The following is a 20,077-nucleotide window of genomic DNA, read 5'->3' on the forward strand; positions in this document are numbered from 1 at the left end:
GTGTTCGCAGGGCCCGCGGAGAATGTTCGACCATCGCTACTTCACCCGACCGCTGAGAGATATTCGCTGTAGAACAGGCCGAGTCCGACCGCCGACGCCATCGCCGCCAACAGCCAGAACCGAATGATCACCGTAGTCTCGGCCCACTTGCTGAGTTCGAAGTGATGATGGAACGGCGCCATCTTGAATAGCCGGTTGCGGGTTGTGCGGTACACCGCGACCTGCAGTACCACCGAGGCGGTTTCCGCGACGAACAGCGCACCGATCACGACCATCAGCAGTTCGGTGCGGGTCGTGATGGACAGGCCTGCGAGCATGCCGCCCAGGGCCAGCGAACCGGTATCGCCCATGAAGATCTTGGCGGGCGCGGCATTCCACCACAGGAAGCCGACACATGCGGCGGCGGCCGAGGCGCAGACCAGTGCCAGGTCCAGCGGATCGCGCACGTTGTAGCACCCCGCCTCCGGGATCGTCGCGCAGGCATTGCGGTACTGCCAGAACGTGATGATCACGTAGGCACCGAGCACCAGGCTCATCGAACCCGCGGCCAGGCCGTCCAGGCCATCGGTCAGGTTCACCGCATTCGACCAGGCCACGACCAGCAGACAGACCCAGCACAGGAAGATGATCACGCCCATCGACACCGTGGTGATATCGCGGACATAGGACAGATGTTTGCTCGCCGGAGTCAATCCGTTGCCGCCACGGAACTGCAAGGCGAGGATGCCGAACAGGACCGCGGCGCTGAGCTGACCGACGTATTTACCCGCGGCCGACAGACCGAGATTGCGCTGCTTGCGCAGCTTGATGAAGTCATCGAGGAAGCCGACCACACCGAGTGCGGTGGTCAGCCCGAGCACCAGAATGCCCGAGGCGGAAGGTCCGTCGGCGTCGTAGCCGATACCGATCAGATGTGAGCCGAGGTAGCCGGCCCACATGCCGACCAGAATGGCCACACCGCCCATGGTCGGGGTACCGCGCTTGGCCTGATGACTGGCCGGACCATCGACCCGGATCTCCTGCCCGAAGCCCTGCCTGGCGAAAATCCGTATCAACAGCGGCGTCAGCAGGATGGAGACCGCCAAAGCGATCCCAGCCGCGAACAGAATCTGCCTCACGACTCCGCCTCGCTGACGCTCGGCTCCGTCGTTCGGCAGGAGGCCGCTGTGTTCATGGTTCGCTCGCTCACGCCTCGCGCCTCCGTGCTACCCCGACTAATTCCCGCACGTTCCGCGCTGGTCAAATGTTCGGCGACCGCCCACAGTCCGACCGCCTTGGATGCCTTGACCAGCACCACATCGCCCGGTTCGACCTCGTTGTCGAGCAGCGCGATGGCCGCGCCGATATCGGGCACGAGGATCGACTCCTCGCCCCACGAGCCTTCCATTACCGCGCCCTGGTGCATCGCGTGGGATGGCCTTCCGGTGCCGACCACGATCAACCGTGAGACATCCAGGCGCACCGCGAGGCGGCCGATCCGGTCGTGTTCGATGACGGATTCCGCACCGAGTTCGCCCATTTCGCCGAGTACGGCCCAGCTGCGGCGCGGGGTGTCGCCCGCACGCGACATGGTCACCAGTGCCTTGAGCGCGGCGCGAACCGAATCCGGATTGGCGTTGTAGGAGTCGTTGACGACGGTGATGCCGTCGGCGGTGGTCCGCACGTCCATGCGGCGGGCCGATGCGGCATACGCGCCGCCGAGTGCCTGCGCGACGGTTTCGAGGTCCGCACCGCATTCGAGTGCGACGGCGGCGGCGGACAGCGCATTGCCGACCTGGTGTTCGCCGTGCACGGCGAGCCGCACCGGGATGCTGCCCTTACTGGTGTGCAACGTGAACCCCGCGCGTGCCTCGGCATCGAGATGTACATCGGTGGCGCGGATTTCGGCATTGCCGGCTTGGCCGACCGTCACCACGCGGGCCTGGGTGCGTACGGCCATCGCGGCCACCTGCGGATCGTCGGCATTGAGCACGGCCAGACCCGTCGACGGCAACGCCTCGACGAGTTCGCCCTTGGTCTTCGCGATCGCCTCGCGACTGCCGAACTCACCGAGATGAGCGGTGCCCACATTGAGCACGACACCGATCTTCGGCGGCGCGACCTGTGCGAGCGCGGCGATATGGCCGGGACCGCGCGCGGACAGTTCCAGTACCAGGAAGCGGGTGTCGGCATCGGCGCGCAGTGCGGTCCACGGATGGCCGAGTTCGTTGTTGAACGATCCGGGCGGCGCGACGACCGGCCCCAGCGGCGTGAGCACGGCCGCGAGCAGATCCTTGGTCGAGGTCTTACCCGATGAGCCGGTCACCCCGACCACAGTGAGTCCGCCTGCCGCGGAAAGACGTTCGACGCTCACCCGGGCGAGCGTAGCGAGCGCGACCAGCACCGCGGCACCGGACCCGTCCGAATCACCGGCCAGCGCAACGGATTTCGCGGGCACGGTACCCGGACTGGGAGCCACCACGATCGCAGGCACGCCCACCGGACGGGCCGCGAGCACCGCGACCGCACCGGCGTCGACGGCAGCCTTCGCATAGTCGTGGCCGTCGGCCTGTTCACCGGGCAGGGCAAGGAAAAGATCCCCGGAACCGATTCGGCGCGAATCGAATTCGACCGAACCCGTTACCGTCACCTCCGGGTCGGGAGCGTCGTGCAGCGTGCCGCCGACGACCTCCGCGATCTCCCGCAGCGTCATCTCGATCATGAAACCGTCATGTCCTCCGCGTCCGACCCCTGCGGACTCTGCTCAGTATTGGATCCGCCGCGCTCGCGGGGCCCTACGTGGTCCCGCTTCGCTACCGCCTCCGGGCCCGTCGCTCCCGCGGCGGGGTTGTCGTCCCGCGGGCCCCGGTCCCGTCGCTCCAACGCCGCCGCGAGCACCTCGCGGTCGTCGAACGGATGCTTCACGCCCTGGATCTCCTGCCCTGCCTCATGTCCCTTGCCTGCCACCAGCACCACGTCACCGGGACGGGCCCAGTCGACGGCGGCGGCGATGGCCGCGGCCCGGTCCCCGATTTCGCGTACTTCACCGCGTTCGGCCTCCGGGACCGCCAGCGCGCCTCGGCGCAGCGCGGCGCGGATCGCGGCCGGATCCTCGCTGCGCGGATTGTCGTCGGTGATGATCAGCAGATCGGCGCCGCGCGCACCGGCCGCACCCATCAGCGGGCGCTTACCCGCGTCCCGGTCGCCGCCCGCGCCGACGACCACGGCCAGCCGACCACCGGTATCGGCCGCAGTATTGGATTCGCGGCGCTCGCGGTGCCCTCCGTGGTCACGCTCCGCTACCGCCTCCGGGCCCGTCGCTCCCGCCGCCAGATGACCGCGCAGCGTGGCGATCACCGACTCCACCGCCGCGGGCTTGTGCGCATAGTCGACGATCGCAAGGAAGTCCTGTCCGCGCTCGACCCGCTGCATCCGGCCCGGCACGTCGACGGTGGCCAGTGCTGGCGCGGCGATGGCGGGCTCCACTCCAGCGGCGGTGCACACCGCGACCGCGAGCAGTCCATTGGCGACGTTGTAGCGGCCCGGAAGCCGCAGGCGTACATCGACATTCGCCCCCGGTCCGGCAGCGGTGAACTCCTGCTCGCCGCCGTGCGCGGACACCTCGCCGGTGAGCTGCCACGTGCCGGAACCGGTGGTGGATACGGTGATCGGATCCGTGAGATCGGCGGCGAGGCGCCGTCCCCATTCGTCATCGACGCAGATGACCGAGGTGCGTGCGGCGACCGGCGACTCCGGTTCGAAAAGCCGGCGCTTGGCGGCGAAGTAATCCTCGAAGTCGGCGTGGAAGTCCAGGTGGTCCTGGGAGAGATTGGTGAACGCGCCCACCGCGAAGCGCACACCATCCACCCGGCCCAGCGCCAGCGCGTGACTGGAAACCTCCATGACGACCGCATCCACGCCCTGCTCGACCATCAGCGCGAACATGGCGTGCAGCTGCGGCGCCTCGGGCGTGGTCAATGCGCTCGGCACCCGGCGCCCGCCGATCCTCGTCTCGATGGTGCCGATCAGCGCCGCGGACAGGCCGGCGGCGGCCAGCCCGGCCTCCACCAGATACGCAGTGGTCGTCTTGCCCGAGGTGCCGGTGATACCGACGATGTGCAGCCGCTCGGACGGATTGCCGTAGAGCGCGCCCGAAAGCTCGCCGAGCACCGACCTGGGCTGCTCGCGCACCAGCACCGGCACGCCGAGCTCACCGGCCAGTTCGGCGCCCGTGGGGTCGGTGAAGACCGCGACCGCGCCCCGTTCGACGGCATCGCGCGCGAAACGTGCGCCGTGCGCCTGCGCGCCCGGCAGTGCGGCGAACAGATCACCCGGCTGCACCGCATGCGAGCGCTGCTCGATGCCGGTGACCTGGATCTGCGCGAGGTCGGCTCGCGACGAGCCGGCACCGGTCATGGCCAGTACGGTGGACAACGACGTCGACCGCGGATGGGTCGGCCGGAGCACGTGCTGGCTGGACTGCGCGGGCACAGGGCTCCTCTCGGGAATCGGCATGGACGGGACTGAGTGGATCTATAGGAAAGGCGGGAACGTCGAGTCAGGTTACCGACGTCGGCTCACGGCCGGGCAACGCGGCTCCAATCTTATGAAGCCTGCAGAACGAACCGTCGCGACGGCTCGGGTGAAGGGGGGATACGGTCGCGCTGCAGCGCCCAGGAGGCGATGTTGTGGAACAGCGGCGCAACCGACCCGCCGCCGCTGCCGTCGGAGCTGCGAATCGGCGCGTCGAGCATCAGGCCGATGACGTAGCGCGGGTTGTCCGCGGGAGCCATACCGGCGAAAGTGATGTAGAACGACGAAGTCGAATAGCAGCGGCAGCTCGGGTCGACCTTCTGGGCGGTGCCGGTCTTGCCCGCCACCTGATAGCCATCGATTGCCGCGGACCCACCGGTCCCCATCTGCACACCCATCGGATCGCGCTGCACGACCGCCTGGAACATGGTGCGCAGCGTCGCCGCGGTCTGTTCGCTCACCACGCGCACGCCGTCGGGCTGTGGCTCCTCGGTGCGGGTGCCGTCCGGTGCGGTCTCGGATTTGACGATGCGCGGCGGAATCCGCACGCCGCCATTGGCAATGGCCTGGTACATCCCGGTCATCTGCAGGGTCGTCATCGAAAGGCCCTGTCCGATGGGCAGGTTCGCGAAGGTGCCGCCGGACCACTGGTCGCGGGCGGGCACCTGGCCCGGGCTCTCGCCGGGCAAGCCGACACCGGTGCGCTGGCCGAGTCCGAAGCGGTTGACCATATCCGCGAACCGGTCCTCGCCGACCCGCTGCGCAAGCATCAGCGTGCCGACATTGGAGGACTTACCGAAGATGCCGGTGGTGGTGTACGGCAAAGTGCTGTGCTCCCAGGCATCGTGCACGGTGGCCCCGGACATCCGGATCTCGCCGGGCACCTGCAGCACCTCGTCGGGATTGGTCAAGCCGTATTCGATGGCCGCGGCCGCGGTCACGATCTTGTTGACCGAACCGGGTTCGAAGGGGTCCTGCACCGAGGGGTTCTGCATCTCGGCATTGCCCCAATGCTGCGGTCCCAGCGCCGGGTTGAAGGTGTTGTCGTTCGACATCGCCAGCACCTGGCCGGTCTTCGCATCCAGCACGACGGCCGAGGCCCCGTTCGCGCCGGACATCTCCTTGGCCTGCTGCACCTGCTGCTGCACGTAGTACTGCAGATCCGAATCCAGGGTCAGTTGGACCGAGTAGCCGTTCACCGCAGGCTGCTTATCGCGCCAGCTGCCCGGAATGACCGCACCGTCGGAACCGCGGTCGTAGGTCTGCGAGCCGTCGGTACCCGCCAGCAGCGAGTCCAGCGACGATTCGAGGCCCATCTGGCCGTGTCCGTCCCAGCCGGTGGTGCCGAGCACATTGGCGGCCAGCGAGCCGCCCGGATAATCGCGTACATCCTGGCGCTCGGCGCCGACCTCGGGAAATTGCACCTTGATATCGGAGGCTATGCGCGGATCGACATTGCGGGCGAGATAGACGAACTCCGTATCGCTCTTCAGCTTGTCCAACAGTGCCGATTCGGCGGGCGCGTCCTTGCCGATCTTGTCGTGGATGGTCTTGGCGATCGCTTTGAGCCGCTCATCGGGATCCGGAGCCTTGGCCGACTTCTCCTTCGCATCGGTGAGTTGTTTGCGCACGACCACCGGCTGGAAGGTCAGCGCCTGCGCACTCAGCGTGATCGCGAGGGACTTCCCGTTGCGATCGGTGATGGGCCCACGGGTGGCGTACTCGGGCTCGTGGGTGGTGCGCTGACTGGCCGCCTGCGCGGACAGGCTGGGCGCCGAAATGCTCTGCACCCACAGCAATTGCAGCGCGACGACCGCCAGCGCGATCAGCATGATCACCCGCCCGACACCGAGACGCAGGCGCAGCGGCCGATCCGGGGCGGCCGTCCGCGGTCTGGATGCGGTTGCCGTCCTCGATGTCCCGGAGGCGCTGGTAGAGCCCGCCTTGGATGCCGACGGCCCGCGGCGCTGACGCGACGCGGGCCTGGTCTGCCGCATGCTCATCGGGCGCCCTCGTCAGGGGAGGGCGCTGGTTGGGGCGTCTCGAACTGCGGCGCTCGAGCTTGCGCCGGTACGGGCTGCGGAGTTTCCGGTTGCGGTGTCTCCACCGGAGCCTGCGCGACCTGACTCGGCGTCGGCGCCGGGCTCGCCGGTGTCGGGCTGGGCGTCGGACTCGCCTGTCCCGCAACGGAGTTCGCGGGCTGGCCGGTATTCGGCTGGGTGGACGGCGCGGTCGGCGTGGTCGTCACCGGAACCAATCGTTCACCGCGGGCCTGGGCATTGCCCGTCGGCGGGACGGTCGGCGTTGCGGGCGAGCTGTTCAGCGGCGGCACCGGCGCGCCCTGCGCAGGAGTCGGCTTACCGATCACCGTTACCCCGCCATCCGGTCCGATCACCAGCCGGGCCGGATCCTTGGCCGGGATCATTCCGAGTTCGCGGGCCCTTGCGGCGAGTTCGGGCGCGGAGTCGGCGGCCTCGACCTCGCGCTGCAGCGCCGCGCGTTCGTCGGCCAGCTTGCGGTTGGTCGCCCTGGCATCGCCGAGCTGATAGCTGTCCTCGGCCGAACGGGTGGTGAGCAGCAGGGTGAGCGCGAGACCGCAGCCGAGCAGCGCAATGATGGCCGCCACGAACGGAATTCGCGAAGCCATCGCCGATGCGCGCTGCTTCGGCAGATCGTGCTGGTCCCCCGACTGCTCGGCCCGCATCCGACGCTTGGCGTAGGCCCGTTGTGCGGCACCCGATTTCACCCGCTCGGCGGCCTGAACCCGGCGAGCGATCCGGCCCGGCGCCTCGACGGTACGCGTGCGCACACTCATGCTGTCCCCTCCTGGATTCTCTCCGCCGCGCGCATCCGCACGGGTGCCGCCCTCGGGTTCTCTTCGATCTCTTGTTCGGTCGCCTTCTCGGCGCCCCGGGTCAGCAACTTGAATTCCGGTCCCATACCGGGCAATTCGACCGGCAGGTCGACCGGTGTCCGCGATGTCGTGCGCGGCGCCAACTCCTGTTTGACCACCCGATCCTCGAGCGACTGATACGACATGATCACGATCCGGCCGCCGACCCGCAGCGAGTCCAGAGCGGCGGGCAGGGCGGCGCGCAGCGAGTCGAGCTCGCCGTTCACCTCCACCCGCAGCGCCTGGAAGGTCCGCTTGGCCGGATGCCCGCCCGTCCGCCTGGTGGCGGCCGGGATTGTGGCATAAAGCAATTCGACCAATTCGGCACTCGTGCGAAACGGCTTCTGCTGCCGACGGCGCAGCACTTCGGATGCGATCTTGCCCGCGAAGCGTTCCTCACCGTAGGTTTTCAGCACGCGCGCCAGATCACCGTGGCTATAGGTGTTGAGCACATCGGCGGCGGTGATGCCGGTGGTCGGATCCATCCGCATATCCAGTGGCGCGTCGACAGAGTAGGCGAAGCCGCGCTCGGCCTCGTCGAGTTGCATCGAGGACACGCCGAGATCCATCAGGATGGCGCTCACCGATCCGGTAGTCGGCAATCCGGCCTGCTTCAGCGCGGCCGCGATTCCGTCATATCGGATGTGCACCAAGGTGATTCGGTCCGCGAATGGCGCCAATCGCTCGCCGGCCAATGCCAGCGCATGGGTATCGCGATCGAGTCCGACGAGGTGGATATTCGGGTAGGTGCGGAGGAAGTGTTCGGCGTGTCCGCCCAAACCCAATGTGGCGTCGACATATACCGCGCCGGGTTCGGCGAGGGCCGGACCGAGGAGCGCGTCGGCCCGCTGGAGCAGAACCGGAACATGGCGAGGACCGTCCTGTTCACGGTTCACCTCGACCTCCCGGAATCCTGCCTCGCGTCGTCGCGCATCGAGCCGTGTCAGTGGGATCACTCGCTGCGGGGTCGCCTTGTTACACAGCTGCTTTCGAAAATACGAATGCCGCGGGGTCTCTGACCGGAGCCTCGGCACCTGGCGTCGGGGAAGTACGTCAGGGTCCGCGCGTCCGGGCAGAGGCCGCGTGGCACTCGTTCGCTCAGGGCTAGAAGATTCCGCCCAGCGACTCGTCTCTCGCTTCGGCGTAGTCCTCCTCGTGCTCGGCGAGGTAGTACTCCCACGCCTGCTTATCCCATATCTCGAGGAAGTCGACCGATCCGATCACCACGCAGTCCCGCGAAAGGTTCGCGTAGCGACGATGATCGGCCGACAACACGATCCGGCCCTGGGCGTCCGGACGCTGTTCATCCGTACCGGCCGCGAGTGCCCGGACGAACGCGCGCGCCTGCGGATTGCTTCGAGATGCCGCCGCAGCTCGCCGTGCGAGAGCGGTGAACTCTTCCTTGGGATATACGGCAAGGCTGTGGTCCTGACCCTTCGTGACCATCAACCCTCCCGCCAGATCGTCTCGAAACTTCGCAGGCAACGTCAGTCGCCCTTTGTCATCCAACCGAGGTGTATAGGTACCGAGAAACAACCCGCTACCTCCCGGATCAACCCCGTGGTACGGGGAGCACGATCACCTCGGATGTATGCCCTTCCTCTTGTGCGCGCTCCACATTACCCCACTTTCCCCCACTTTCAATCGAAACTCGGGGTGATCTGGCTCCCCGCGTCGTCGATTACGCAGGTCATCCCAGCTATCACTGTGGTGGAGAACTTTTTCCGTGTTCTGGCGACACGCGCCACACGGCGAGACAAGCGCCCGACAACTACCAGCAAACGCCCTGGTTCCCCAGGTTTCGGCCGGTCACGGGGCGGCGCGGAGGTGGGGGGTGGGAGGTTGTGGGGGAAGATCGTGGAGCGTTGTGGGGAACCGCGCGCGGCGCACCTTCAGCAGCCGGGTGGTTCACGCATGAGAACGCGCCGCCGCACCTGTTCGGTGCGGCGGCGCATTCGATATATAGGTGTCGGCTACGGGCGCGCTACTCCTGATCGAAGCGACGGCGGAACCGATCCTCCATGCGCTCGGAGAAACCACCGGACTTGCGCCCTCGCCCACGTCCGCCCGATCCGCCACTCGCGCCACCGGATTGGGCATTGCCCGACCGGTCGCCCTTGGCGATGCCCTTGGAACTGCCGAGCAGTAACAGCACGCCCGCGGCGAACATCACGATGAATCCGATCAGGCTGATGATCGGAAAGTCGCCGAGCTTCACCGGAGCGGCTATGCCGGCGACAAGTAGAAACAGGCCGAGGACGAACAAGGCCGCGGCCTGGAGTCTGCGACGACTCGAGGTCGAGCGAAGGCGTCCGCCGCGGACGGACGACGCGAACTTCGGATCCTCAGCATAGAGCGCGCTCTCGATCTGTTCGAGCATGCGCTGCTCGTGCTCGGAGAGTGGCACGGTACCTCCCCCGGCACTAGGACGTGGCTGTCGCCTCCGGGTAGGCGACAGATAACCAAGGTCGGCTATCTGCCACCAATGATACGAGTTCGATCAGTGCCGTACCACCTACTCGTCGATAACTAAGCGGTCATACCGCCGGACCAGCCCGGCGCGGGACGCAATCGAGCCCCGGCATTCACCAGATCTTCCACGTCGTGGAGGAATGCGCCCACCCGCGAATAGAACTCGTCGGCCTGCCGATCATCCACATTCCGATCCAACCCCGCCTCCAGCGCCGCCCTGATCTCCGAACGGGCGCTGAAGTAGTCGGCCCACATGACGAATTCGGGCGCGGCGCGCTGCATCAGCACCCAAGCATTGCGCGAGCGCGCTCGCGGCGCCGCGTCTGCCCCGGTGAACGCGAGTACGGCCCCGGCACCGCGCAGCGCGGCGAGATACGCGGTCCGAAAACGTTCGCGCGGGTCGTGTTCCCCCGCCGCCTGCATCAGCAAGCCGTCCGCCCGCTGCAGCAGCTTGCCCGCCTTGCCGGGTTGCCCCGGGTGTTCGATCCGACCAGACATCAGCCGTCCCTCCGAGTCGCTCACCTGGCCTATCCTGAGCGCGAATGCCGAGTTCCCAGCACCGCGGGGATCGAACAGGTATTCGAACGTTTGAATTGAGATTGAATATAGGGATACCCACCGACAACTTTCCGCGGACCGACGAGAGCCATGACAGCCGTCAAGCCCAGACACACCCCCGCCAACGCCCCTGTCGCCATCGACCTCTCCGTCGCGGCGCTGCGCTCCCGGCTGCACGACGCGCTCGCGGTGTACGTCGCGGCGATGGAATATCCGCACGGCACCGAACACCATCGCGCACCGATGTGGACCGAGCACACCACCCGCGTCGGCTGGCAGGGCGTCGCCGCCGTCATCCCCGATGATTCCGGGCAGATCGACCTGCGGACCGCGCCGATCGTGGCCATCGCATACGGCTATCGCGGCGCCGCCCACCAGTGGTGGCATCAGCAGGTGCACAGCGGGATGCGGCGCTCGGGCTGGCCGGAACATTCTGCGCGCGAACTGCTTTCGGACTATTTCGAACTGACCGAGCTGCACGTGCATCCGTCGGCGCAGGGTCGCGGCATCGGCGGCGAACTGCTGACGCGGCTGCTGGCGAATCGCACCGAGAGCGCGGTGCTGCTGTCCACACCGGAAGTGCAGGGCGAGGCCAATCGCGCATGGAAGCTGTATCGGCGACTCGGATTCACCGATGTGATCCGTAATTTCGTCTTCGCCGGGGACACCAGGCCGTTCGCGATACTGGGACGGCGGCTGCCTCTGTGACCGTTGTGGTCGTCGGGTCGGGCCATAACGCGCTCGTCGCGGCTTGCTATCTGGCACGGGCCGGGGAGCGGGTGGAGGTGCTCGAGCGCGACGAGGTGCTCGGCGGCGCGGTGTCGACGGTCGAACGCTTTCCCGGTCATCTGGTCGATCGCGGATCGTCGGCGCACATCATGGTGCGCCATACCGGGATCATCGAGGAACTCGAGCTGTCGCGCTTCGGGCTGCGTTATATCGATTGCGATCCTTGGGGTTTCACGCCCACGGGGCCGGATGGCGGTGCACCGATCGTTTTCCATCGCGATCTCGATCGGACCTGTGCCGGAATCGCGGAGATTTGTGGTGCGCGGGATGCGGTGGCGTATCGGCGCTTCGTCGAGGTCTGGGGGCCGCGGTCGGCGCGAGTGATGCGCGCCTTCGGTGGTGCGCCGACGCCGGGGCGGCTGCTGCGTTCGTTCTGGGGGCTGGACGCGGGCGATGGTGGGAGCGCGTTGTCGCGGGAGTTCCTGCAGACCGGCGACGCCCTGCTGGACAGCTACTTCGACGATGAGCGGCTCAAGGCGTCGCTGGCCTGGTTCGGTGCGCAATCCGGGCCGCCGATGTCGGAACCGGGGACCGCGCCGATGGTCGGATTCGCCGCGCTGATGCATACGCTGCCGCCGGGACGGGCGGTGGGAGGAAGTGGGGCGCTGACAACGGCACTGGTCGCGCGGCTGCGCGCCGACGGCGGTGTGGTTTCGGCGGGCGATGGGGTCACCAGGCTGCGGCAGGTCGGCGCGGGCTGGCAGGTGCGCACGGCGTCGGGACGAAGCCTGCACGCGGACACCGTGATCGCGGGCATCCATGTGCTGACTACGCTGGATCTGCTGCGCGACGGCGGATTCGACGATGTAGTGCTCGACGACTGGCAGCGACGGATCCGGGTCGGGCCCGGTATCGGCATGGTGGTGCGACTCGCGACGTCTGCGCTGCCGCAGTATCCCGGTAGTTCGACCGCCGAATCCGCCAATGGTCTGCAGTTCCTCGTCTCCGATCGGCGGCAGCTGCGGCGGGCGCACGGTGCGGCGCTGGCCGGTGATCTGCCGCCGCGACCGGTGGTCCTGGCCATGAGTTTCAGTGCGCTGGATCCGAGCATCGCCCCGGCCGGTGAGCATCAGCTCTCGCTGTGGGCGCAGTGGCATCCGTACGAGCTGGCCGACGGGAGCGACTGGGCCGCGCACGCCGAGTCGGAGGCCGATCGGATCATCGCCGAAGTCGACTCCTACGCACCGGGTTTCGGCGCGAGTGTGCTGCGACGGTACGTGCAGACGCCGGTCGATCTGGAGCGCGAGCTCGGGTTGCGCGGCGGAAATGTGATGCATGTGGAGATGTCGCTGGATCAGATGATGCTGTGGCGGCCGCTGCCGGAGTTGTCCGGGCAGCGGGTGCCAGGCGCGCCCGGGTTGTATCTCACCGGTGCGTCGACGCATCCCGGTGGCGGAGTGTCCGGAGCGAGTGGGCGCAGCGCGGCTCAGTTGGTACTGCGCGACCGACGGCGCAACCGGTTTCCCCTGCTGCGCAGACGATGACGGACCCCACCGGGCCAGCCGTACCGGACCCGGACGAGCGACCTACGTCAGGGACGAAAAGCCCTGGTCCGGGGACCACCGGGCAAGTCGAGTCCTCCCGCGCAACGGATTCCGACACCCATAGCCCGGCGAGCCCAGAGATCACCCGACGAGCCGAGTCCTCCCGCGCAACGGACTCCAACAGCCACGACCCAGCCTGCCCAGAAACCACCGCATCGACGAAATCCACCGACACAACGAAATCCGACACCCACAGCCCGGCGAGCCCAGAAACCACCCGACGAGCCGAGTCCTCCCGCGCAACGGACTCCAACAGCCACGACCCAGCCAGCCCAGAAACCACCGCATCGACGAAATCCACCGACACAACGAAATCCGACACCCACAGCCCGGCGAGCCCAGAAACCACCCGACGAGCCGAGTCCACCGACGCAACGGACTCCGACGGCCACGGTGCTGACGGGAGCCCGGCATGTCGGCGCGGTCCAGGTCGGCGCTCACGGTCGGCGGCGGCCCTTCGGTGGACGCCGCGGTTGCTGGTGCCCGCGGTCCCGGCGGTGCTGCTCGTGCTCGTGCAGATCAGTTATCCGCTCGCCTCGGGGGTCGCTCGTGATCGGGTGACTGTTGCGGTCGTGCTGTTGTCGGCGGGGACCGCGCTGGTGCACGCGGTGGTGACGTGTGGCATCAGGTACGCGCTGGGGTTCGTGGTGATTGTCTCCGGGCTCGGACTGGTTGCCGAAATCGTTGGCACGGCAACGGGTTTTCCATTCGGTTGTTATGAGTACGCCGACGGCAGATTGGGGCCCGCGGTGACGGGGGTGCCATTGGTGGTCGCGCTGGCCTGGACCGGTGGGCTGTATCCGGTGTGGGTGGTCGCCGGGTTGTCGACTCGGCGGTGGGGTGGGCGAGTTGGTTTGACCGCGGTCGGGGCTGTGGGCTGGGATCTGTTCCTCGATCCGCAGATGGTGGCGGACGGGCAGTGGACTTGGTGTGCCGCCGGTCGAGGGCTGCCCGGACTCGATGGGATTCCTTACACGAACTATCTGGGGTGGTTCGCGGTGGCGCTGGTGATGGCGTTGCTGCTGACCGGTTCGGCGGCGCAGGATGGAACATCTGCGCTGGAGTCGGGAACGCCTGACCCGACCGGTCCGGAGCACGGATCCCGAGGGCCGGTATCCCCGATCCCGGCAGCCGCGGTGGTACCGGTGGCGGTGTTCATGTGGACCTGGCTCGGGTCGACGCTCGCGCACGCGGTGTTCCTCGATCTGCCATATTCGGCCTGGTACGGGTGCATCGGGCTGGGGGTGCTCGGCGTGCCGCTGCTGGTGCGATCGGTCGCGGCCCGGCGAGGCTGAAGCGGTGCGGACCAGCTCTCCGATACTTCGGTCGGCGTGCGTTCCGCCCGTCGCGTGGCAATTCGGGGCGACCGCCTGGCACGATGTGAGCCGTGCAGCCGAGTCCTCTCACCGCGATGCCCGACACATCGGTTCTACCGCCACGTTCTCCCCGGCCCGGAGCACGGGTGGCCGCGGCAGTACTGCTGGCCGCAATGCTGGTGCCCATGCTCGCGGGCTGCCTGCGGGTGCAGGTGTCGATGGGTGTGTCGTCCAATGACCGAGTCTCCGGACGGATCGTGGCCGCGGTGGTGCCCGCGGACGCGAATGACAAGGGCCCGCAGCTGAAGGCGCCCGATTCGCTGGCCGCGAAGGTTCGGGTCGAGCCGTACAGCCAGGACGGCTACGTGGGCAGCAAGGTGTTCTTCGAGGATCTGTCCTTCGGTGAGGTGGGCCAGCTCGGCGCGCTCTCCGATCAGACCCAGGGCATGTTCAACCTGTCGTTCCAGCGCACCGGCGACCTGGTCAGCCTCACTGGCCGGGTCGATCTGAAATCCGTTCCGCCGCACGGTTCGGATGTGCAGTTCACCGTGGCTTTCCCGGCCCGCGTGGCCAAGACCAACGGCAATCGCGAGGACGACTCGACCGTCTCCTGGAAACTGCCGCCCGGCGATGTCTCCACCGTGCGCGCCGAGGTCAGCTACGCGGACCCGAATACCCGCTCATTCGCGGGCTGGGCAGGGATCGTCGGCGGTATCACCCTCGCCGTCGCCGCCATCATCGCCGCCATCGCCTATATGGACCGCAACCCGGCACCGCCCGGTGCACCGGAAACCAACTTCTCACCGAGCAATCTGTGGCGCTCGCTGACCCGCCGCTGACGCGAACCCTGCGCGCGGGCGCGGCGATCGCCGCGTGGGCGGGCGCGGGTATCGCGCTGTTCGGTTGCGGGATCGCGTTGTTCAACCGCGTGACGGTGCGCAGGCTCTCGGCCGGACCGAATACCGTGATCGAGCCGGTGTCGGTGTGTATCCCGGCACGCGATGAGGCACAGCGACTGCCCGAGCTGATCAACGATCTCCGTGGCCAGATCGGCGTGCCGCGACTGCGGGTGCTGATTCTCGACGACGCGTCGTCGGACGGGACCGAAGCGGCCGCGCTCGACGCGATTGCGGGCGATTCGCGCTTCACGGTGTTCCGCTCCGAGGCCGAACCCGCACCCGGATGGACCGGAAAGGCCGCGGCTTGCGCGCGACTGGCCGAGTTGGCGGACGCCACGGTGCTGATCTTTCTCGATGCCGATGTGCGACTGGCACCGAATGCGATCGCCGCGGCGACCGCCGAGTTGCGCCGCAGCCGAGCCGCATTGTTGTCACCATGGCCGTACCAGGTGACCGGATCGCTGGCCGAGGCGCTGGTGCAGCCGCTGCTGTGCTGGTCGTGGGCGACGAGCCTGCCGATCGCGGCCGCCAATCGCAGCCTGCGCCCCTCGACCGCCGTGGCCTGCGGACAGTTCCTGGTGTTCGACGCCACCGCCTACCACGCCATCGGCGGGCATGCCGCGGTCGCCGCGAGCCCGACCGATGACCTGGATATCGCACGCGCGCTGCGTCGCTCGGGTCGCCGGACCGCGCTGGTGGCGGCAGGTCGAGCGGCGAGCACCCGCATGTACCGTGGCGCGGCCGAACTGGAGACCGGTTACAACCGCTGGCTGTGGTCCGCCTACGGCGGCACGACAATCGGCGGCGCGGCGGTGGGAGCCGTTGCGACACTGGCCTACTGGGCGCCCCCACTGGCCGCGATCGGCGGCCGAGGCTCGGTACGCACCGCCGGTCTCATCGGCTACGGCGCCGCGGTCGCCAGCCGCCTGCTCGCGCGCTCACTGGAACGCGGCGCCACGACCCGCACCGACGCGCTCGCGGCCCTGGCACATCCGATCTCCATCGACGCCTACCTCCGCCTCTGGACCCGCTCCCGCCGCGCCCACCGCACCGCCGCGTTGACCTGGAAGTCTCGCCCTTTGACCCGCTGATCAAGATCAGGTGGAATCCGTGGCGGCATCGCCCAAGCGAGAAGACCCAGCCGCCAGTGCCACCTGGTCTCGAGCGGTCCTCAGGGGTCAGCGCACTGTGGTGAGTCCTATGGTCGGGAGGAAGAAGCAGGGCTTGGTGTTGTTGTTCAGGGTTCCGAAGACTGCGGCGAGTACCGTGCCGGATCCGGTGTCGACCGGAACCGCGCGCACCCCACCGACCGGGAATACGGCGAAGAAGTCTTGGATCGCGCGTTCGGCCAGTGGCCTTATCTCGGTCGGGGTTTCGGCGGGCACCATCGTGCGGACCATATCGGAGATCGATCCCATGGCGGTGATGCCGCTGCGGCCATTGGCCAGGTTGACCCAGGCGACGTTCATGCCCGAAGCATTCGTGCCGTCCGGGCCGAGGCCGTAGGGGACGAAGGTGAACATGACCTGGCCCGCCTTGACGGCGGTCGGGTCGAGTCCTGGAATGGCCACCGTGGTTTTGGGCCACGGCCCGGGGACTGCGCCCGCTACCGCGGGCACCAGGCCGAGGCTGCCGGTGTCGGAGCAGAACGGCGCGATCGCCGGGTACAGGAACGGGTCGATGCCGAAGGTGCGTAGCGCGTCCACGACGGCTCGGTAACCGGCGAACAGATCACCTGGTGCGGCTTGGGTGGACGGTGCGGTCGCGGCCGGAACGGCGGGTGCGGGTATCGGCGCCGGACCCGCGGCGGCGATGCCGGGGGCGGCGAGAGTCAGCGCGGCCGTACCGGTCGCGATGGCGGTTAGCGTGGTCAGACGGCGCAGCAGGGTCACGGTGGACCTCCTCATCGTCGGGCACGAATCGAGGTCCGAGAGTACTCCGGCAAACCTTCGCAACAGCGTTTATTTCGGCGCTCGACACGTTCGCGCCGCGCGTCCCGATGGACCGCTGCGGCGCTGCGCAGGCGGGCGATCCGGACGAAGAGCACTCGGAGAACTTGGGCCGAAATACCGCGATCCACTGCATGAACGAGCCAATAGTGCCTGCTCAAGACGATGCAAACAAGGTCTGCGCTCACGCTGATTCGTACCCTTGTGCCGGACTTCGCCTGCTTCGCATGATATTTCGGCTAGACCCATTGACCGACCCGTGCTCGGCGTCGGACACACCATCCAGAGCGACCGAGAGACCTGGCTCGTCGACGTCGCAGCAACCCCCCGGTCACCGGGTGCGGGTGCTTCCGCCGGGAACGATGGAGGAACCGAAGTATGAGCGCATCCGTCGCATCCGATACTCCGGTATCGGATGTCCCGATACCGGCTGCACCCACCGCCACCGTAAGCACTACCGACGCACCGGCGATCGCCAAATCCTGGCACCCGTGGCGCTGGGTCGTCAGCGCCATCGCCCTCGTGCTGCTCGCGCAGTTCGTCCACGGGCTGGCCACCAATCCGGGCTGGGATTGGTCGACGTTCGCCAAGTACTTCACCGCGAAATCGGTGCTGTCGGCGCTGAAGGTCACCTTGGAGCTGACCCTGTGGGGTACGGCACTGGGCTTCCTGATCGGCACGGCTTTGGCGATCGCCCGCCTGTCGAACAATCCGGTGCTGCGGGTGATCTCGTGGGTCTATATCTGGGCGTTCCGCTCGATTCCGCTGATCGTGCAACTGCTGTTCTGGTTCAACATCGCCTACCTCTACCACACGCTTTCGCTCGGAATCCCGTTCGGCCCTGCCTTTCTCACCTTCGAGGTGAACGGGGTGATCAGCGGTTTCACCGCGGCGGTCATCGGCCTCGCGTTGCATCAGGCGGCGTATGCGGCCGAGATCATCCGGGCCGGATACATTTCGGTCGATCCGGGGCAGCTGGAAGCAGCCGCGGCACTCGGTATTCCACGGGTGCGCCAGTTCCGCACGGTCATCGTCCCGCAGGCCATGCGCTCGATTCTGCCGAATGCGACCAATGAGGTGATCAGCCTGTTCAAGGGCACCTCGATCGTCTCGGTCATGGCTATCGCGGAACTCTTCTACCAGGTCCAAGTGATCTACGGCCGCAACGGCCGGGTGGTGCCACTGCTCATGGTGGCCACCGTCTGGTACATCGTGTTGACCACAATTCTGTCGGTGGTGCAGTTCTATATCGAACGCCACTACGCCAAGGGCGCGCACCGCACGCCCCCACCGACACCGGCGCAGAAGGTCTGGCGCAGGCTGCGCGAAATCGCCGAAATCGGTTCCGCCGCACCGCGCGGAGCGACTCGATGAGCGCGCCGGTGGCCCAGGCTCCTGCGGTACAGGTGCGCGGGGTGCGTAAGTCCTACGGCAGCACCGAGGTACTTGCCGGCATCGACCTGACCGTGCGGGCCGGTGAAGTGGTCACCGTTATCGGACCGTCCGGATCCGGCAAGTCGACGCTGCTGCGGGTGGTCAACCATCTGGAGTCGCTGGACGCGGGCACCGTGCACATCGACGGCGAACTGATCGGATATCGGCTGCGCCGCAATAAGTTGCACGCGCTGTCGGACCGCGAAGTGCGAAAACAGCGCTCGCATATCGGCTTCGTCTTCCAGCAGTTCAATCTCTTCCCGCATCTGACGGTGCTCGACAATGTCACGCTCGCACCGATTTCCGCGCAGGGTCGCCCGCGTGCGGAAATCGAGGCCGAGGCACGCCAATTGCTCGATCGGGTCGGCATCGGCGACCTGACCGACGCCTATCCGCGGCGGCTGTCCGGCGGACAACAGCAGCGCGTGGCCATCGCGCGGGCATTGGCGCTGCGACCGCCGGTGATCCTCTTCGACGAGCCCACCTCCGCGCTGGATCCGGAGCTCGTCGGCGAAGTCCTCGATGTGATCCGCGATCTCGCCGACGGCGGGACCGCGCTGGTGATCGTCACCCACGAAATCGGTTTCGCCCGTGAGGTCGCCGACACCGTCGTATTCCTCGACGGCGGCGTGATCGTCGAACAAGGTCCGCCCGCCGCCGTACTCGACAACCCGCAACACCCGCGCACCCGCGCATTTCTGTCCCGAGTCCGCTGAGCGCGGTGCGCGCTCCCCGATGAACAGGTATTCGATGAAGCTCTCTGCCCTGGTCGGCCTGGCCGCCACGGTCGCCTTGCTGGCCACCGGCTGCGGCACCGATCCGGACGCGGAAACCTCCGCGCAGCCCGCCGGTTCGATCACCTTCGACCTCTCCCCCGGCCAGTCCGGCCGGATCCACGCCCCCAAGGTCGACGCCATTGCCGCCGAACTGCCGCAGGCCATTCGCGACCGCGGCACACTGGTCGTCACCGGATCCGGTGGTGCCGCGCCGCCATTGCGGTTCTACGCCACCGACGATAAGACCATCGTCGGCTCCGAGATCGATTTCGCCTCGCTCATCGCGGACATTCTCGGGCTGAAACTCGTTGCGCAGGTGGCCGATTGGTCGCAGAACTTCGTGCGGGTCGACTCGGGCGAGGCCGATGTCTTCATCTCCAATGTCACCGTGACCGAGGAGCGCAAGGAGAAATACGACTTCGCCACCTATCGCAATGACACCGTCGCACTCGAGATCCCGAAGCAGAGCACGCTCGATTACAAGGATCGTAAGAGCCTGGCGGGCAAGCGGATCGGCGTCGGCAGCGGCACCAATCAGGAGCAGCTGCTGGTCAAGTGGAACGAGCAGAATATCGCCGAGGGCCTGGCCCCGATCGATATCGCCTACTTCCAGCAGGTCACCGACTATTACCTGGCTTTGGCCTCGCAACGCCTGGACGGCTACATCGGGCCGAACCCGTCCGCGATCTATCACAGCACCACCGCGAATCAGACCAGGATCGTCGCGACCTTCTCCGGCGCCGGTGACGCATTGCAAGGCGAGATCGGTGTGCTCACCAAGAAGGACAACGGGCTGATCGGCCCGATCAACAAGGCCATCAACAATGCCATCCAGACCGGCACCTACCAGCAGGTCATCGATCGCTGGGGGTTGAAGACCGAGACCGTGCCGAGTTCACGAATCAATCCGCCCGGCCTACCGAAGAAGTCGTGAT

The 20,077-nt window shown here is 67.3% G+C and carries 18 protein-coding genes and 1 riboswitch; of the genes, 8 read left to right on the forward strand and 10 right to left on the reverse strand.

Annotated elements, in window-relative coordinates; translation table 11 throughout:
- Positions 1–41: 41 nt before the first annotated feature.
- The 9 genes from mraY to ACQPYR_RS31515 form a co-directional block, all read right to left on the reverse strand.
- On the reverse strand, positions 42–1,118 hold the full coding sequence (gene mraY / locus ACQPYR_RS31475; RefSeq protein ID WP_387294933.1) for a phospho-N-acetylmuramoyl-pentapeptide-transferase: 1,077 nt from the start codon (positions 1,116–1,118) through the stop codon (positions 42–44).
- Positions 1,115–2,701, reverse strand: a complete 1,587-nt coding sequence (locus ACQPYR_RS31480; protein WP_433622511.1) for a UDP-N-acetylmuramoyl-tripeptide--D-alanyl-D-alanine ligase — start codon at positions 2,699–2,701, stop codon at positions 1,115–1,117. Before ACQPYR_RS31480 ends, mraY begins: the two co-directional genes overlap by 4 nt.
- Complete coding sequence (locus ACQPYR_RS31485; protein WP_433622512.1) at positions 2,698–4,494, reverse strand: Mur ligase family protein; 1,797 nt, start codon at positions 4,492–4,494, stop codon at positions 2,698–2,700. The genes ACQPYR_RS31480 and ACQPYR_RS31485 overlap by 4 nt, the downstream gene beginning before the upstream one ends.
- An 89-nt stretch (positions 4,495–4,583) precedes the next feature.
- Complete coding sequence (locus tag ACQPYR_RS31490; protein ID WP_433635296.1) at positions 4,584–6,509, reverse strand: peptidoglycan D,D-transpeptidase FtsI family protein; 1,926 nt, start codon at positions 6,507–6,509, stop codon at positions 4,584–4,586.
- Positions 6,510–6,511: 2 nt separating this feature from the next.
- On the reverse strand, positions 6,512–7,327 hold the full coding sequence (locus ACQPYR_RS31495) for a hypothetical protein (RefSeq protein WP_433622513.1): 816 nt from the start codon (positions 7,325–7,327) through the stop codon (positions 6,512–6,514).
- On the reverse strand, positions 7,324–8,301 hold the full coding sequence (gene rsmH / locus ACQPYR_RS31500) for a 16S rRNA (cytosine(1402)-N(4))-methyltransferase RsmH (protein WP_433603554.1): 978 nt from the start codon (positions 8,299–8,301) through the stop codon (positions 7,324–7,326). The genes ACQPYR_RS31495 and rsmH overlap by 4 nt, the downstream gene beginning before the upstream one ends.
- A 208-nt stretch (positions 8,302–8,509) precedes the next feature.
- Entirely contained in the window at positions 8,510–8,941 is a 432-nt protein-coding gene (gene mraZ / locus ACQPYR_RS31505; protein WP_433622514.1) for a division/cell wall cluster transcriptional repressor MraZ, read from the reverse strand.
- A 448-nt stretch (positions 8,942–9,389) separates the two neighbouring features.
- On the reverse strand, positions 9,390–9,812 hold the full coding sequence (locus ACQPYR_RS31510) for a DUF3040 domain-containing protein (protein ID WP_062988705.1): 423 nt from the start codon (positions 9,810–9,812) through the stop codon (positions 9,390–9,392).
- 122 nt (positions 9,813–9,934) lie between these two features.
- Positions 9,935–10,375, reverse strand: coding sequence for an SAV_6107 family HEPN domain-containing protein (locus ACQPYR_RS31515; RefSeq protein ID WP_387295035.1), 441 nt, complete (start codon positions 10,373–10,375; stop codon positions 9,935–9,937).
- Positions 10,376–10,525: 150 nt separating this feature from the next.
- On the opposite strand from ACQPYR_RS31515, the gene ACQPYR_RS31520 reads away from it, so the two are divergent.
- The 5 genes from ACQPYR_RS31520 to ACQPYR_RS31540 all read left to right on the forward strand — a co-directional run bounded on the left by ACQPYR_RS31520 (position 10,526) and on the right by ACQPYR_RS31540 (position 16,074).
- Complete coding sequence (locus tag ACQPYR_RS31520; protein ID WP_433622515.1) at positions 10,526–11,143, forward strand: GNAT family N-acetyltransferase; 618 nt, start codon at positions 10,526–10,528, stop codon at positions 11,141–11,143.
- Positions 11,140–12,708: a phytoene desaturase family protein gene (locus ACQPYR_RS31525; RefSeq protein ID WP_433622516.1), complete on the forward strand. Its 1,569-nt coding sequence runs from the start codon at positions 11,140–11,142 to the stop codon at positions 12,706–12,708. Before ACQPYR_RS31520 ends, ACQPYR_RS31525 begins: the two co-directional genes overlap by 4 nt.
- A gap of 539 nt (positions 12,709–13,247) precedes the next feature.
- A complete protein-coding gene (locus ACQPYR_RS31530) occupies positions 13,248–14,063 on the forward strand; it encodes a carotenoid biosynthesis protein (RefSeq protein ID WP_433622517.1) in 816 nt (271 codons plus the stop codon).
- A gap of 116 nt (positions 14,064–14,179) precedes the next feature.
- Entirely contained in the window at positions 14,180–14,923 is a 744-nt protein-coding gene (locus ACQPYR_RS31535) for an LppM family (lipo)protein (protein ID WP_433622518.1), read from the forward strand.
- 8 nt (positions 14,924–14,931) lie between these two features.
- The gene (locus tag ACQPYR_RS31540) at positions 14,932–16,074 is read left to right on the forward strand and encodes a glycosyltransferase (RefSeq protein ID WP_433635297.1); all 1,143 of its coding nucleotides are present in this window, start codon (positions 14,932–14,934) and stop codon (positions 16,072–16,074) included.
- Between the two features lie 87 nt (positions 16,075–16,161).
- Here ACQPYR_RS31540 and ACQPYR_RS31545 read toward each other — a convergent pair whose 3' ends face one another.
- Positions 16,162–16,875, reverse strand: coding sequence for a hypothetical protein (locus tag ACQPYR_RS31545; protein WP_433622519.1), 714 nt, complete (start codon positions 16,873–16,875; stop codon positions 16,162–16,164).
- Between the two features lie 332 nt (positions 16,876–17,207).
- A riboswitch (SAM riboswitch) is annotated at positions 17,208–17,301 on the forward strand.
- Between the two features lie 9 nt (positions 17,302–17,310).
- On the opposite strand from ACQPYR_RS31545, the gene ACQPYR_RS31550 reads away from it, so the two are divergent.
- From ACQPYR_RS31550 to ACQPYR_RS31560, 3 genes are read left to right on the forward strand one after another with little or no spacing between them, the layout of a single operon-like run.
- Positions 17,311–18,306, forward strand: coding sequence for an amino acid ABC transporter permease (locus ACQPYR_RS31550; RefSeq protein ID WP_433622520.1), 996 nt, complete (start codon positions 17,311–17,313; stop codon positions 18,304–18,306).
- On the forward strand, positions 18,303–19,082 hold the full coding sequence (locus tag ACQPYR_RS31555) for an amino acid ABC transporter ATP-binding protein (RefSeq protein ID WP_433622521.1): 780 nt from the start codon (positions 18,303–18,305) through the stop codon (positions 19,080–19,082). The genes ACQPYR_RS31550 and ACQPYR_RS31555 overlap by 4 nt, the downstream gene beginning before the upstream one ends.
- Before the next feature lie 19 nt (positions 19,083–19,101).
- Positions 19,102–20,076, forward strand: a complete 975-nt coding sequence (locus ACQPYR_RS31560) for an ABC transporter substrate-binding protein (RefSeq protein ID WP_433622522.1) — start codon at positions 19,102–19,104, stop codon at positions 20,074–20,076.
- Position 20,077 lies beyond the last annotated feature (1 nt).

This window comes from Nocardia sp. CA-120079 (assembly GCF_050955745.1).
Classification (GTDB): Bacteria; Actinomycetota; Actinomycetes; order Mycobacteriales; family Mycobacteriaceae; genus Nocardia.

Bases quoted from the DNA above. Each gene is read 5' to 3' on its own strand.
- ACQPYR_RS31480 (WP_433622511.1), bottom strand. From the start codon at position 2,701: ATGATCGAGATGACGCTGCGGGAGATCGCGGAGGTCGTCGGCGGCACG.
- ACQPYR_RS31485 (WP_433622512.1), bottom strand. From the start codon at position 4,494: ATGCCGATTCCCGAGAGGAGCCCTGTGCCCGCGCAGTCCAGCCAGCAC.
- ACQPYR_RS31490 (WP_433635296.1), bottom strand. From the start codon at position 6,509: ATGCGGCAGACCAGGCCCGCGTCGCGTCAGCGCCGCGGGCCGTCGGCA.
- ACQPYR_RS31495 (WP_433622513.1), bottom strand. From the start codon at position 7,327: ATGAGTGTGCGCACGCGTACCGTCGAGGCGCCGGGCCGGATCGCTCGC.
- ACQPYR_RS31515 (WP_387295035.1), bottom strand. From the start codon at position 10,375: ATGTCTGGTCGGATCGAACACCCGGGGCAACCCGGCAAGGCGGGCAAG.
- ACQPYR_RS31520 (WP_433622515.1), top strand. From the start codon at position 10,526: ATGACAGCCGTCAAGCCCAGACACACCCCCGCCAACGCCCCTGTCGCC.
- ACQPYR_RS31535 (WP_433622518.1), top strand. From the start codon at position 14,180: ATGCCCGACACATCGGTTCTACCGCCACGTTCTCCCCGGCCCGGAGCA.
- ACQPYR_RS31550 (WP_433622520.1), top strand. From the start codon at position 17,311: ATGAGCGCATCCGTCGCATCCGATACTCCGGTATCGGATGTCCCGATA.
- ACQPYR_RS31555 (WP_433622521.1), top strand. From the start codon at position 18,303: ATGAGCGCGCCGGTGGCCCAGGCTCCTGCGGTACAGGTGCGCGGGGTG.
- ACQPYR_RS31560 (WP_433622522.1), top strand. From the start codon at position 19,102: ATGAACAGGTATTCGATGAAGCTCTCTGCCCTGGTCGGCCTGGCCGCC.